This is a genomic window from Modestobacter lacusdianchii, assembly GCF_054177765.1.
In genome coordinates this window covers 1-13642 of record NZ_JBJJTJ010000040.1, presented here as the reverse complement: position 1 = coordinate 13642, position 13642 = coordinate 1, and the positions used below count along the sequence as shown (strand labels likewise).

Below are 13642 nucleotides of genomic sequence, written 5' to 3'. Positions count from 1 at the left end.
TGGGGCCAGAGTCGCGACCCTGGCCCCAGGAGGTGGCACCACCACGTAGGAACCTGCAGGTCCGGCAACGAAGGCGGAACCTCATGAGCGGTACGCACGGCACCCAGACGACGGCCGGCCCGGTCCTCGGCGACATCCCGCCCGAGGCGACCTCGGCCACCGGTGAGGCGGGCGACAACGCGGCGGGCATCGAGGCCGTCGGCCGGGTCGCCCGGGCGGTGATGCCCGAGACCGGGGTGATCGCCGACCCCACCCAGCTGCGCACCTACGAGTGCGACGGCCTGGCCCACTACCGGGTCACCCCCGCGCTGGTCGTCCTCCCCGAGACCACCGAGCAGCTCGCCGCCGTGGTGCGGGCCTGCGCCGAGCACGGGGTGCCCTTCGTCGCCCGCGGTTCGGGCACCGGCCTGTCCGGCGGCGCGCTCCCCCGGGCCGACGGCGTCCTCCTCGTCACCTCCCGGATGCGGACCATCCGCGAGATCCGCCGCGCCGACCAGCGCGCGATCGTGGAACCCGGCGTGATCAACCTCGACGTCACCCGGGCCGCGACCGGGGAGGGCTACTACTACGCCCCCGACCCCAGCAGCCAGCAGATCTGCTCGATCGGCGGCAACCTGGCGGAGAACTCCGGCGGCGCGCACTGCCTGAAGTACGGCTTCACCAGCAACCACGTGCTCGGCACCGAGCTGATCACGCCGCAGGGCGACGTGGTGCAGCTCGGTGGGCTGGCGCCGGACTCCCCCGGCTACGACCTCCTCGGCACCGTCGTCGGCTCCGAGGGCACCCTCGGCATCGCCACCACCGCCACCGTCCGGCTGGTGCGGCTGCCCGAGGAGGTGCGCACCCTGCTCGTCGGCTTCCACAGCACCGACGACGCCGGCGCGGCCACCTCGGCGATCATCGGCAGCGGTGTGCTGCCCGCGGCGATCGAGATGATGGACGCCCTCGCCATCGAGGCCGCCGAGGCGGCCGTGCACTGCAACTACCCCGACGGCGCGGGCGCAGTGCTGGTGATCGAGCTCGACGGTGCCGCGGCCGAGGTCGAGCACGAGTACGCCCTGGTCGAGCGGTTCTGCCAGGAGAACGGCGCGTTCGAGCTGCGGCTGGCCATCGACGCCACCGAGCGGGCGCTCATCTGGCGCGGCCGCAAGTCCGCGTTCGCCGCGGTGGGCCGGATCAGCCCGGACTACATCGTCCAGGACGGCGTCATCCCGCGGACGGCGCTGCCGGAGGTGCTGCGGGCGATCGCCGAGCTCTCGGCGTCCTCCGGCGTCCGGGTGGCCAACGTCTTCCACGCCGGCGACGGGAACCTGCACCCGCTGGTGCTCTTCGACGGGGAGAAGGACGGCGCCACCGAGGCCGCGGAGGAGGTCAGCGGCGCGATCCTGGACCTCTGCATCACCCACGGCGGCGCGATCACCGGCGAGCACGGGGTGGGCGTCGACAAGGCCGCCTACATGCCCAAGATGTTCACCGACGACGACCTGGACACCATGCAGCTGGTCCGGTGCGCCTTCGACCCGGGCAACATCTCCAACCCGGGCAAGGTGTTCCCCACCCCGCGACTGTGCGGCGAGGTGCCCGGCAAGCGGAAGAAGGCCCACCCGCTGGTCGAGGCCGGTCTGGCGGACGCGTTCTGATGACCACCCTCAGCCTGGACGCCGCCCGCACCGCCCTCGCCGACGCCTGCAGCGAGGTCACCGACGCCACCCCCGCCGACGCCGTCGACGGGGTGCCCGCCGCGCTCGTCGCCCGGCCCGGCTCCACCGAGGAGACCGCCGCCGTGCTGCGGGCCGCCGCCGCGCAGGGGCTCAGCGTCGTCCCCCGCGGCCGGGGCACCAAGCTCGCCTGGGGCCGCCCGCCCGAGTCCGCCGACGTGGTGCTCGACCTGAGCCGGATGTCGCGGGTGCTCGACCACGCCGCCGGCGACCTGATCGTGGAGACCGAGGCCGGCGCGCTGCTCGGCGACGTACAGCGGACGGTCGGCTCGGCCGGTCAGCGGCTCGCGCTGGACGAGCCGGTCCCCGGCGGCACCGTCGGCGGGATGCTGGCCACCAACGCCAGCGGCCCCGGCCGGGTCGCCGTCGGCACCGCCCGCGACCTGCTGATCGGCGTCACCGTGGTGCGCGCCGACGGGGTGGTCGCCAAGGCCGGCGGGCGGGTGGTGAAGAACGTCGCCGGCTACGACCTCGGCAAGCTGGTCATCGGCTCGTTCGGCACGCTGGTCGTGGTCACCGAGGCGGTGTTCCGGCTGCACCCGGTACCGGCCGCCCGGCGGTTCCTGACCGTGCCGTTCGGCTCCGCCGAGGACGCCGCCGCACTGGTGCAGGCCGTCGTGCACGCCCAGGTGGTGCCGGCCGCGGTCGAGGTGGAGTGGCGCGCCGACGGCGGCGGCACCGTCGGCGTGCTGCTGGAGGGCACACCGGCCGGGGTGGAGGCGCGCACCGCGACCACCCGGCAGTTGCTGGGCGCCGGCACCGAGGACGCGGAGGAGCCGCCGTCCGGCTGGGGTGCGCTGCCCTGGACCGAGCAGCCCGGCTCGACCGGCCTCAAGCTCACCTGCGCGCTCTCCGGGCTCGCGCCGGTGCTCACCGCGGCCCGCCGGGCCGCCGACGACGCGGGCGTGCAGCTCACCGTCCGCGGGTCCGGAGGCGCCGGCGTCCTGTACGCCGCGCTGGCGCCCGACGCGCCCGTGGACGCCGTGGACGCCGTCGTGACCCGCACCCGGGCGGTCTGCACCGAGCACGGCGGGTCGCTCGTCGTGCTCGACGGGCCCGCCGCGGTGAAGTCCGGGGTCGACACCTGGGGCCCCGTGCCGGCGATCGACCTGATGCGCCGTGTGAAGGAACAGTTCGACCCCGAGCGCCGCCTGGCGCCGGGCCGTTTCGTCGGAGGCATCTGATGGCCGAGTCCACCCGCGCCCGTTCCGACGAGCCGCAGAGCGACCCCCGCAAGGCCGACGCCCTCAGCGCGGGGCCCGTGCCGGTGGGCACCCCGACGGTGCGCCCGGCCTTCGACGAGGAGCACCCGCCCTCGGCCGAGCTGATCAGCGACTGCGTGCACTGCGGCTTCTGCCTGCCCACCTGCCCCACCTACACGTTGTGGGGCGAGGAGATGGACTCCCCGCGCGGGCGCATCGACCTGATGAAGTCCGGGCTCCAGGGCGCGCCGATGACCGACACGATGGCGCAGCACTTCGACGCCTGCCTGGGCTGCATGGCCTGCGTGACCGCCTGCCCCTCCGGCGTCCAGTACGACAAGCTGATCGAGGCCACCCGGGTCCAGGTGGAGCGGCACCACACCCGCAGCCCCGGCGACCGGGCGATGCGCGCGGCGATCTTCGCGCTGTTCCCGTACAAGAAGCGGCTGCGGGCGCTGCGCGGGCCGCTGCGCGCCTACCAGGCCAGCGGCCTGCCGGCAGTGGTGCGCAAGAGCGGCCTGCTCGACCGGCTCGCCCCCAAGCTCGCCGCCATGGAGGGTCTGGCGCCGGTGCTGGAGAAGCGGGAGAAGCTGCCCGAGCGGGTGCCGGCCACCGGCGCCCGGCGGGCCGTGGTCGGCCTGCTCACCGGCTGCGTGCAGGGCGAGTTCTTCCCCGGCGTCAACGCCGCCACCGCCCGGGTGCTGGCCGCCGAGGGCTGCGACGTGATCATCCCGCGCCGGCAGGGCTGCTGCGGCGCACTGTCGGTGCACAACGGGCGGCAGGAGGAGGCTGAGTCGTTCGCCCGGGCCACCATCGACGCGTTCGAGGCCGCCGGTGTGGACACGGTCGTGGTCAACGCGGCCGGCTGCGGGTCCAGCATGAAGGAGTACGCCGAGGTGCTCGCCGACGACCCGGAGTACGCCGAGCGGGCCAAGGCGTTCGCCGGCAAGGTCCGGGACGTCTCGGAGTTCCTCGCCGACCTGGGCAGCGTCGCCGTCCGGCACCCGCTGGAGGTCACCGTGGCCTACCACGACGCCTGCCACCTCGGGCACGCCCAGGGCATCCGCAGCCAGCCGCGCAGCCTGCTCAAGGAGGTGCCCGGGCTGCAGCTGAAGGAGATCCCGGAGGCCGACATCTGCTGCGGCTCGGCGGGCATCTGGAACGTGCTGAACCCCGAGCCCGCGCGCGAGCTGGGTGACCGCAAGGCCCGCAACATCGCCTCGACCGGTGCTCAGCTGCTGGTGACGGCCAACCCGGGGTGTCTCATGCAGGTGTCGTCCTCGCTGGAACGGCAGGGCACCCGCATCGGGCTGGCGCACACCATCGAGGTGCTCGACGCCTCGATCCGCGGGCTGCCGGTGGACACCCTCGGCCCGCAGCACTGAAAGGACCCCGTTCTCCTCACCCCTCGCACGCTCGGGGCGAGCCCCGGAACGGGGCCTGACTGCGACGTCGGACGGCCCGCCCGTGAGGGCGGGGCGTCCGGCGCCTCAGTCGGTGCGACCGGTGACCTCGGCCTCGTGCGCCTCGCCCAGCCGGTTCAGCCGGCCGAGCAGCTGGGCCAGCGTCGCCACGTCGGCGGTGTCCCAGTCGCTGAGGTCGGCCTCCCAGCGGGCGCGGCGGGCGTCGCGGAGCCGGCTGAGCCGGCGGTGGCCCTCCTCGGACGTGGACAGCACCTGCGCCCGGCCGTCGTCGGGGTCGGCCGCGCGGTCGACCAGCCCGAGGTCGACCAGCGAGGCCACCTGCCGGCTGACCGTGCTCTTGTCCAGGCCGAGCCGGGCGACCACGTCGCTGGCCCGCAGCGGGCCGGCGTCGTCGAGGAGCACGAGCAGCCCGTAGGCCGCGCCGTCCAGGTCCTGGTGCAGCTCACCACCCAGCCGCCCGGAGATCGCGCGGGACCGGCGGAGCAGCAGCGCCACCTCCCGCTCCAGCGCCACGTACGCGGCGTGGCTGTCCATGGGGGTGTCCTGCGGCCCGGCCCCGCCCTCGGCGGTCCGCGGTCCCGATGCGCTCTCGACGGTCACGTGGTTCTCCACGTCCGGCGCGGACCCAGCGTTCCCGTATCCGGTCACTGCTGCCCCCGGGGCCGCCAGACCACCAGGGCCGAACTGGACGTGCGCGGCACCAGGTCACGGCGGTAGGCGGCCGAGACCGCCGACTCGGCGGCGATCCGGCGGGCCTCGGAGACCTCGAGCTCGTCGAGCAGCTCGGCGACCCGCCCCTGCAGCGCCTCCACCCGGGACTCCAGCTCGATGATCCGCTTGATCCCGGCCAGGTTGACGCCGTCCTCCTGGCTGAGCCGCTGCACCTCCCGGAGCAGGGCCACGTCGCGCGCGCTGTACCGGCGCCCACCCCCGGCCGTGCGGCCCGGGCTGACCAGGCCGAGCCGGTCGTACTGCCGCAGCGTCTGGGCGTGCATGCCGGCGAGCTCGGCGGCGACGGAGATGACGAACACCGGCGCGTCCTCGGCGAAGGACCGCCCGGGGCCGGGCAGGGTCATCGCGCGCCCCCCTCACGCAGGGCCGCGGTGATCTCCGGCCGCGGGTCGTCGGGCAGCTCGGTGGCGAGCTTCTCGATCGCCTCCCGGGCGCCGGGGGTGAGCCGGCTGGGGACGGCGACCTCGACGGTCACCAGCAGGTCGCCGGTGACGCCCTTGCCGGGGACGCCACGCCCGCGCACCCGCATGGTGCGGCCGCTGGAGGTGCCGGCCGGCACCTTCAGCGACACCGAGCCGTCCAGGGTGGGCACGGTCAGCGTCGTCCCGAGCGCGGCCTCGGCGAAGGAGACCGGCACGGTGAGGGTGAGGTCGTTGCCGGAGCGGCCGAACAGCTCCGACCCGGTCACGTGCACGACGACGAACAGGTCACCGGCCGGGCCGCCTCGCCGCCCCGGAGCGCCCTTGCCGGCCAGCCGGATGCGCTGACCGTCCTTGACGCCGGCCGGGATGCGGACGGTGATGGTGCGGGTCTGGTTGGTGACGCCGCTGCCCCGGCACTCCGGGCAGGGGTCGTCGACCACCGAGCCGGTGCCGCGGCACTCCTTGCACGGCTCGGAGAAGGCGAACGCGCCCTGGCTCCGGCTGGTGACGCCGGCGCCGTTGCACACCGGGCAGGTGTGCGGGCTGGTACCGGGGCGGGCGCCGTTGCCGGAGCAGGTCGGGCAGGTGCCCGGGCTCTGCATCCGCAACGGCACGGTCACCCCGAGCACGGCCTCGTCGAAGGCCAGCGTCGCCTCGGTCTCCACGTCCTGACCACGGGCCGGGCCGGACCCGGCCTGGCTGCGACCGCGGGCCGTCCCGGCGCTGCCGGGGGCGCCGGCACCGGTGAACAGCCCGCCGAACAGGTCACCGAGCCCGCCGGCGCGGCCGCCGGCCCCGGGGGCACCGGCGCCGCCGAACAGGTCGCCGAGGTCGAAGGGCTGGCCGGCGCCCGCGCCGCCGCCGGGGAACCCACCCGGGAACCCGGCGCCCGGCGCGCCCGCGCCCGGCCGGAACCCGCCGCTGCCGAACAGCCGCCGGGCCTCGTCGTACTCGGCCCGCCGCTTGGGGTCCGAGAGCACGTCGTAGGCCTCGGAGACCTCCTTGAACCGGGTCTCGGCGCGGGTGTTGCCCGGGTTCTTGTCCGGGTGCAGCTCACGGGCCAGCTGGCGGTACGCCTTCTTGATGGCCGCGGCATCGGCGTCCTTGGCGACGCCCAGGGCCGCGTAGTAGTCCTTCTCGACGAAGTCCCGGGTGCTGCTCATCGGACGCCTCCTCTCTGCTGGGCTGGGATCGGGGCGGTCCGGCCTCCGGGCACCGGAGGCCGGACCGGCCTGAGGGTGGTGCTCAGCCGGCGGCCGGGCCCGCGCCCGGCTGGTCGGCGTCCCGCTGCTCGGTGACCGGCGCCTCGCCGTCGGCGACGACCGGCGCCGGCTCGGCGGCCGGGGCCGGTGCCTCGGGGTCGGTCACCCCGACCATCGCCGTGCGCAGCACCCGGTCGCCCCGCCGGAACCCCGGGCGCAGCACCGTGGTGGCGGTCGGCTCGCTCACCTCGGGGGAGGTGTCGTGCAGCACCGCCTCGTGCAGCGCGGGGTCGAACACGTCGCCCGGCTGGCCGAACGTCGTCACACCGAGGCCGTCCAGCAGCCCCAGCACCCGGTCGGCGACCACCTTGAAGGCGCCGGTGAGGTCGCCGTGGTCGCGGGCGCGCTCGATGTCGTCGACGATCGGGAACAGCTGACCGGCGAAGCGCTCCGCCGCCTGGTCGACCACCAGCGCCCGGTCACGCTCGACCCGGCGCCGGTAGTTCGCGTACTCGGCGGTGACCCGCTGCAGGTCCTCGGTCCGCTCGGCCAGCTGGCGGGCGGCCGGGTCGGCAGCGCTGTCTGCCGCGCCGGTCACCGGCTGGTCGGTGAGCGGAGCCGCCCCGTCGTCGACCCCGGCCATGTCGCTGTGCTGCTCGCTCATCTGCTCTCCCTGCTCGCTCGCGGTGCCGGCCGGCGCCTTGCCATCAGGTGCATCGCCGTCCGGCACCCGGGCCGCTCCGCTGGTCGGGTCGATGCGCCGCCTGTCGCGGATGACGACCCGCGGCGCCTCGTCCTGCTGGCTCATCGTCCACCCCGGTGCCCACCGGCCCGGCGGACCGGGCCGGTGGGCACGCACGTGGCCGCTGGGGTCACCGCTTGTCGGTGTCGTCGTCCACGATCTCGGCGTCGACGACGTCGTCATCGGCAGCGGTTCCGGTCGAGGTGGCGCCGGTGGCGCCCCCGAAGCCGGCGTCGCCGGTGGCAGCGCCGTCGGCGCCGTCGGCCTGCGCCTGGGCGTAGAGCGCCCCACCGACCTCCTGCGAGACCCGGGCGACCTTCTCCTGGGCGGACTTGATGGCGTCGATGTCCGAGCCGCCGAGCGCGGAGCGCAGCTCGGTCAGCGCCTCGCCGAGCTCCTCCTTCTTGTCGGCCGGGATCTTGTCGCCGTTCTCGGCCAGGAACTTCTCGGTCTGGTACTGCAGCGACTCGGCCAGGTTGCGGGTCTCGGCCTCGTCGCGGCGGCGCTTGTCCTCCTCGGCGTGGGCCTCGGCGTCGCGCATCATCCGCTCGATGTCGTCCTTGGGCAGGGCCGAGCCGCCGGTGATGGTCATCGACTGCTCCTTGCCGGTGCCCAGGTCCTTGGCGGAGACGTGCACGATGCCGTTCGCGTCGATGTCGAAGGCGACCTCGATCTGCGGGACACCGCGCGGCGCCGGCGGCAGGCCGGTCAGCTCGAACATGCCGAGCTTCTTGTTGTAGGCGGCCATCTCGCGCTCGCCCTGGAAGACCTGGATCTGCACCGACGGCTGGTTGTCGTCGGCCGTCGTGAAGATCTCGCTGCGCTTGGTCGGGATGGTGGTGTTGCGCTCGATCAGCTTGGTCATGATCCCGCCCTTGGTCTCGATGCCCAGGGACAGCGGGGTGACGTCGAGGAGCAGGACGTCCTTGACCTCACCGCGGAGCACACCGGCCTGCAGCGCGGCACCCACGGCGACGACCTCGTCGGGGTTGACGCCCTTGTTGGGCTCCTTGCCGCCGGTCAGCTCGCGCACCAGCTCGGTGACGGCGGGCATGCGGGTCGAGCCACCGACCAGGACGACGTGGTCGATGTCGCCGACCTTGACGCCGGCGTCGCGGATGGCCTGGTTGAACGGGGCCTTGGTGCGGTCGAGCAGGTCCTGGGTCATCCGCTGGAACTCGGCGCGGGTGATGGTGACGTCCAGGTGCAGCGGGCCCTCGGCGCCGGCGGTGATGTAGGGCAGGTTGACGTTCGTCGACTGCGCGCCGGACAGCTCGATCTTGGCCTTCTCGGCGGCCTCGCGGAGGCGCTGCATGGCCAGCTTGTCCTTGGCGAGGTCGATGCCGGACTGGGCGTTGAAGGTCTGCACCAGGTGCTTGACGACCCGCTCGTCCCAGTCGTCACCACCGAGCTTGTTGTCACCGGCGGTGGACTTGACCTCGATGACGCCGTCGCCGATCTCCAGGAGGCTGACGTCGAAGGTGCCGCCACCGAGGTCGAAGACCAGGATGGTCTGCTCGGTCTCGCCCTTGTCCAGCCCGTAGGCCAGCGCGGCCGCGGTCGGCTCGTTGACGATGCGCAGCACGTTCAGGCCGGCGATCTCCCCGGCCTCCTTGGTGGCCTGGCGCTGGGCGTCCTCGAAGTAGGCGGGGACGGTGATGACGGCCTCGGTGACCGGCTCGCCCAGGTAGGTCTCGGCGTCGCGCTTGAGCTTCTGCAGCACCCGGGCGCTGATCTCCTGCGGGGTGTACTGCTTGCCGTCGATGTCGCCGGTCTTCCAGGTGGTGCCGATCTCGCGCTTCACGCTGCGGATCGTGCGGTCGACGTTGGTGACCGCCTGGTTCTTCGCCGACTGACCGACCAGGACCTCGCCGTTCTTGGCGAAGGCGACGACCGAGGGGGTGGTGCGGGCGCCCTCGGAGTTGGCGATGACGGTGGGCTCGCCGCCCTCGAGGACTGCCACGACGGAGTTCGTCGTGCCCAGGTCGATTCCGACTGCTCGTGCCATGGAAGGACTCTCCTGTGCGTTGCTGACGGGGTGGTGCTGGTCCAGGAGCTGAGGGCCATCGCGCCGGGGCCGCCGGGCCCGTGACACCGGCCGACCGCCTTGCGCGTGGTCCGCTCAACTTTCCTGCCCACCCTAACGGCAGTCTGCGTCGCACTGTTCCCGGGCCCCACCGGGCAGGTCGCCTCCCCACCGTGCGGGCCATCTGGCAGGCCCGCACGGTGGGGGTGACGGGTCAGTCGCCGGCGACCCCGGCCGGCGGGGTGGCGTTCGCCGCCGTCGGCACCGGCTCCGGGAACGTCGGCAACGACACCTCGGGCCGCTCGACGGTCGCGTCGCACGACGCCGGGTCGCCGGAGGCCGGGTCCAGTGCGTAGGTCCGCGGGAAGGCGTGGGGCACCGGCACGCCGTCGGCCGCCAGCGGCTGCCGGAGCACCCGGGCGCACCCGTCGGCCCACCACTGCTGGACGCCGACCTGCAGCGGGCGGCCGTCCTGGTCGCAGAGGAGCACGTCGTCCAGCGGCGTCCCGTCGGCGGCGTAGGGGAGCACGTCGGTGACCGGCCCGTACCGGGAGACCAGCGGGTGCTCGCCCACGGCCTGGTCGTAGACCGCCGGGTAGGCGTAGCCGGGGTCGTAGGACGGGTACGAGGTGCGGTCGGCGGCCAGCACGAACGCCACCAGTGCCAGGACGGCGCCGGCACCGGTCAGCAGCCGGCCGGCCACCGGAGTCAGCTGCCGCCGGCCGAGCACGACCGAGCCGGCGACGGCCGCCGGCACGAGCAGCACGCCGAGCGCGTCGCTGCCCAGCGGCGCCGGCACCGGGAAGTCCCACTGACCGGCCAGCGCGCAGGGGACGGCGACGACCAGGTAGCCGCGCAGCACCCACCAGGCCGGGCGGAGCTCGGCCCACAGCCGGGACACCTCGCCGGCGAGCGGGTGGGCGCGGACCTCGGCCACCATCCGCCGTAGCTCGTCCCGCCAGACCGGCGGGCGGGCGACGCCACGCGCCGGCAGGCCGGCGGCGGCCCGCAGTTCCTCCGCGTAGGCGGCCGGCGACCCGAGCCGGATGACGATCGGGCAGTCGTCGCCCTCCTCGGCGAGGGCCTCGAGGTGCTGCTCGAGGTCCTCGAGCAGGGCAGCGCGCTCCTCGGCCGGGAGGTCGGCGAGCTCGCGGTCGACGTCGGCCAGGTAGTCCCGCGCCTCCTGCGTCACCCCGGCGGCGGTCGGCGAGCTCATGCCGGCGCCCCGCCCAGCAGCCCGTCGACGGCGTCGACGAACGTCCTCCACGTCTTGCCCGACTCCTCCAGCACCGAACGCCCCCTGTCGTTGATCGCGTAGTACTTGCGGTGCGGCCCCTCGTCACTGGGGACGACGTAGGACGTGAGCGCCCCGGCCTGGTACAGCCGGCGCAGCGTCCCGTAGACCGAGGCGTCGCCCACCTCCTCCAGGCCGGCCGTGCGCAACCGCCGGACGACGTCGTAGCCGTAGCCGTCCGCCTCCCGCACGACCGCCAGCACCGCGACGTCCAGCACGCCCTTGAGCAGCTGACTGGCGTCCATCGCCACCCCCTCGCGACGCCGCCCGGTGCGGTGTCCGCGGTAGTGCACCATGCGCGGTAGTGCGCACGGCCCAGGACGGCGGCGTGTCGCGCACCGCGAGGTGCCGCCGAGGGCGGGCTGGGTGTTACCGGCGAGTAGCCTGTGGCCGCCCGGTTATCGTCCCTGCCGGGTGGGCGACGACGCCCGCGCACGCACGAGAGGGAGCTCATGGGCCCGTTGCAGATCGTCCTCGGCACGCTGGCCGTGCTCCTGCTGGTCGTCTCGGTGGTCTACGCCACCAAGGCGGTCCGCGCGATGCTGCGGATCTTCCGCACCGGCCAGCCCGACCCGACCCGCTCCGGCCCGGTCGGCCCGCGACTGAAGACGCTGGCCGTCGAGTCCCTGGGGCACACCCGGATGCTCAAGTGGTCGGCGATCGGCGCCGCCCACTGGTTCGTCTTCATCGGCTTCTACGGCCTCTTCCTCACCCTCGTCGAGGCGTTCGGGGAGGTCTGGAACCCGGAGTGGCACCTGCCGCTCATCGGTGAGTGGAGCCTGTGGAACCTCTTCGCCGACCTGATCGGCACCGCCACGATCCTGGGCATCCTGTACCTGATCGTGCGCCGCCAGCTCGACCACCCGCGCCGCAAGGGCCGGGACAGCCGGTTCGCCGGGTCGAACGAGGGCCGCGGCTACTTCGTCGAGGCCGTCGTCCTCACCATCGGCGTCTGCATCCTGCTGATCCGCGCGATCAAGGTCTCCGCCGACCTCACCGACGCCCCGGCCTGGTCGCACCCGGTCTCCGGGCTGCTGGCGAACGTCGTACCGGCCAGCCCCGACCTGCTGTCGGTCGTCGCGTTCATCAAGATCGTGGTGAGCCTGGGCTGGCTGATCACCATCTCCCGGGTGCTCAACATGGGCGTCGCCTGGCACCGGTTCAGCGCGTTCTTCAACATCTACTTCAAGCGCGAGGACGACGGCGGCCAGGCGCTCGGCCCGCTGCCGGCGATGACCTCCGGCGGCAAGCCGATCGACTTCGAGGACCCCGGCGAGGACGACGTCTTCGGCCGCGGCAAGATCGAGGACTTCACCTGGAAGGGGATGCTGGACTTCACCACCTGCACCGAGTGCGGGCGGTGCCAGAGCCAGTGCCCGGCCTGGAACACCGGCAAGCCCCTGTCGCCGAAGATGGTGATCATGGACCTGCGGGACCACCTGTACGCCAAGGCCCCGTACCTGACCGGCGCGACCAAGGCCTCCGACGAGGCCCCGAACTTCGCCGACTTCACCACCCTGGAGCCCAGCGACGAGCAGGTCTGGGCGTCCGGCTACGCCCGGATCGAGGGCACCAACGACGCCCAGGCGCACCGCCCGCTGGTCGGCACCCTCGAGGAGGGCGGGGTCATCGACCCCGACGTGCTCTGGAGCTGCACCAACTGCGGCGCCTGCGTCGAGCAGTGCCCGGTCGACATCGAGCACGTCGACCACATCATGGACATGCGCCGCTACCAGACGCTGATCGAGTCCAGCTTCCCCTCCGAGGCCGGCGTGATGATGCGCAACCTGGAGAACCGCGGGAACCCCTGGGGCGTCGGCGGCAACGTCCGCGAGGAGTGGATGAAGGACCTGGACTTCGAGGTCCGGCAGGTCGAGGGCGCGATCGACGACGACGTCGAGTACCTGTTCTGGGTCGGCTGCGCCGGCGCCATCGACGACCGCGCCAAGAAGGTGACCAAGGCCGTCGCCGAGCTGCTGCACATCGCCGGCGTGGAGTTCGCCGTCCTGGGCAACGGGGAGACCTGCTCCGGCGACCCGGCCCGCCGGATGGGCAACGAGTTCCTCTTCCAGCAGCTCGCGCAGGAGAACGTCGAGACGCTCAACGCCGTCTTCGAGGAGCGCCCGGCCGGACGACGGAAGATCGTCGCCACCTGCCCGCACTGCTTCAACTCGATCAACCGCGAGTACCCGCAGCTGGGCGGCGACTACGACGTCGTGCACCACACCCAGCTGCTCGGCCAGCTGGTCGAGGAGGGCCGGCTCACCCCGGTCACCCCGATCGACCGCAAGGTCACCTACCACGACCCGTGCTTCCTGGGCCGGCACAACAAGGTCTACACGCCGCCGCGCGAGATCCTCGACTCGGTCCAGGGCCTGACCACCCAGGAGATGCACCGCTGCAAGGACCGCGGCTTCTGCTGCGGCGCGGGTGGGGCGCGGATGTGGATGGAGGAGAAGATCGGCAAGCGGATCAACGTGGAGCGCACCGAGGAGGCGCTCGACCTCGACCCGGACGTCATCTCCACCGCCTGCCCGTTCTGCATCACCATGCTCAGCGACGCGGTGACCAGCAAGCAGCAGGCCGGTGAGGCCAAGGACCACGTCGAGGTGCTCGACGTCAGCCAGATCCTGCTGCGCTCGATGGCCCCGGCAGGTGCCCCCGGCACGGCGTCCGGCCCGGGCGTGGGCACCGAGCCCGACGACCCCGCCGGCACCGGCTCCGCCGCCACCCAGCACGACTGACGCCCAGCACTGATCAGGTCACCCGGTGTCAGGGGGTCGTCGCATCACCCCAGCTGAGGGGTGCTGTCGATGGTGGCGACGCGGGCGAACATGCGGGTGTTCTGGGCGGGAATTGCTGAGGGGCTGCCGACGGCGG

General features: G+C 73.6%; 11 protein-coding genes. 4 read left to right on the top strand and 7 right to left on the bottom strand.

All coding sequences use genetic code 11. From position 1 onward, the window contains the following. Positions 1–83: 83 nt before the first annotated feature. Genes ACJTNH_RS19290 through ACJTNH_RS19280 form a run of 3 tightly spaced genes read left to right on the top strand, consistent with a single transcriptional unit; the run spans position 84 to position 4305 of the window. Positions 84–1640: an FAD-linked oxidase C-terminal domain-containing protein gene (locus ACJTNH_RS19290; protein ID WP_458178627.1), complete on the top strand. Its 1557-nt coding sequence runs from the start codon at positions 84–86 to the stop codon at positions 1638–1640. Beyond that, on the top strand, positions 1640–2902 hold the full coding sequence (locus ACJTNH_RS19285; RefSeq protein WP_458178625.1) for an FAD-binding oxidoreductase: 1263 nt from the start codon (positions 1640–1642) through the stop codon (positions 2900–2902). The genes ACJTNH_RS19290 and ACJTNH_RS19285 overlap by 1 nt, the downstream gene beginning before the upstream one ends. Further along, complete coding sequence (locus ACJTNH_RS19280) at positions 2902–4305, top strand: (Fe-S)-binding protein (RefSeq protein ID WP_458178623.1); 1404 nt, start codon at positions 2902–2904, stop codon at positions 4303–4305. The genes ACJTNH_RS19285 and ACJTNH_RS19280 overlap by 1 nt, the downstream gene beginning before the upstream one ends. Before the next feature lie 105 nt (positions 4306–4410). On the opposite strand, the gene ACJTNH_RS19275 is transcribed toward ACJTNH_RS19280, so the two are convergent. From ACJTNH_RS19275 to ACJTNH_RS19245, 7 genes are all read right to left on the bottom strand, one after another. Further along, positions 4411–4944: a MarR family winged helix-turn-helix transcriptional regulator gene (locus ACJTNH_RS19275; RefSeq protein WP_458178621.1), complete on the bottom strand. Its 534-nt coding sequence runs from the start codon at positions 4942–4944 to the stop codon at positions 4411–4413. A gap of 44 nt (positions 4945–4988) precedes the next feature. After that, entirely contained in the window at positions 4989–5420 is a 432-nt protein-coding gene (locus ACJTNH_RS19270) for a heat shock protein transcriptional repressor HspR (protein ID WP_458178619.1), read from the bottom strand. Beyond that, positions 5417–6661, bottom strand: coding sequence for a molecular chaperone DnaJ (gene dnaJ / locus ACJTNH_RS19265; RefSeq protein ID WP_458178617.1), 1245 nt, complete (start codon positions 6659–6661; stop codon positions 5417–5419). Before dnaJ ends, ACJTNH_RS19270 begins: the two co-directional genes overlap by 4 nt. A gap of 82 nt (positions 6662–6743) precedes the next feature. Beyond that, positions 6744–7508: a nucleotide exchange factor GrpE gene (gene grpE / locus ACJTNH_RS19260; protein WP_458178615.1), complete on the bottom strand. Its 765-nt coding sequence runs from the start codon at positions 7506–7508 to the stop codon at positions 6744–6746. Between the two features lie 64 nt (positions 7509–7572). Then, positions 7573–9450: a molecular chaperone DnaK gene (dnaK, locus tag ACJTNH_RS19255; protein ID WP_458178613.1), complete on the bottom strand. Its 1878-nt coding sequence runs from the start codon at positions 9448–9450 to the stop codon at positions 7573–7575. Between the two features lie 232 nt (positions 9451–9682). Next, on the bottom strand, positions 9683–10684 hold the full coding sequence (locus ACJTNH_RS19250; protein ID WP_458178611.1) for a DUF1700 domain-containing protein: 1002 nt from the start codon (positions 10682–10684) through the stop codon (positions 9683–9685). Next, positions 10681–11058, bottom strand: a complete 378-nt coding sequence (locus ACJTNH_RS19245; RefSeq protein ID WP_458178609.1) for a PadR family transcriptional regulator — start codon at positions 11056–11058, stop codon at positions 10681–10683. The genes ACJTNH_RS19250 and ACJTNH_RS19245 overlap by 4 nt, the downstream gene beginning before the upstream one ends. A gap of 156 nt (positions 11059–11214) precedes the next feature. On the opposite strand from ACJTNH_RS19245, the gene ACJTNH_RS19240 reads away from it, so the two are divergent. Then, complete coding sequence (locus ACJTNH_RS19240; protein ID WP_458178607.1) at positions 11215–13506, top strand: (Fe-S)-binding protein; 2292 nt, start codon at positions 11215–11217, stop codon at positions 13504–13506. Positions 13507–13642: the final 136 nt, after the last annotated feature.

Excerpts from the sequence above, each read along its gene's own strand:
- ACJTNH_RS19285 (WP_458178625.1), top strand. The coding sequence starts at position 1,640 with ATGACCACCCTCAGCCTGGACGCCGCCCGCACCGCCCTCGCCGACGCC.
- ACJTNH_RS19270 (WP_458178619.1), bottom strand. The coding sequence starts at position 5,420 with ATGACCCTGCCCGGCCCCGGGCGGTCCTTCGCCGAGGACGCGCCGGTG.
- ACJTNH_RS19240 (WP_458178607.1), top strand. The coding sequence starts at position 11,215 with ATGGGCCCGTTGCAGATCGTCCTCGGCACGCTGGCCGTGCTCCTGCTG.
- dnaJ (WP_458178617.1), bottom strand. The coding sequence starts at position 6,661 with ATGAGCAGCACCCGGGACTTCGTCGAGAAGGACTACTACGCGGCCCTG.
- grpE (WP_458178615.1), bottom strand. The coding sequence starts at position 7,508 with ATGAGCCAGCAGGACGAGGCGCCGCGGGTCGTCATCCGCGACAGGCGG.
- ACJTNH_RS19280 (WP_458178623.1), top strand. The coding sequence starts at position 2,902 with ATGGCCGAGTCCACCCGCGCCCGTTCCGACGAGCCGCAGAGCGACCCC.
- dnaK (WP_458178613.1), bottom strand. The coding sequence starts at position 9,450 with ATGGCACGAGCAGTCGGAATCGACCTGGGCACGACGAACTCCGTCGTG.
- ACJTNH_RS19290 (WP_458178627.1), top strand. The coding sequence starts at position 84 with ATGAGCGGTACGCACGGCACCCAGACGACGGCCGGCCCGGTCCTCGGC.
- ACJTNH_RS19250 (WP_458178611.1), bottom strand. The coding sequence starts at position 10,684 with ATGAGCTCGCCGACCGCCGCCGGGGTGACGCAGGAGGCGCGGGACTAC.
- ACJTNH_RS19245 (WP_458178609.1), bottom strand. The coding sequence starts at position 11,058 with ATGGTGCACTACCGCGGACACCGCACCGGGCGGCGTCGCGAGGGGGTG.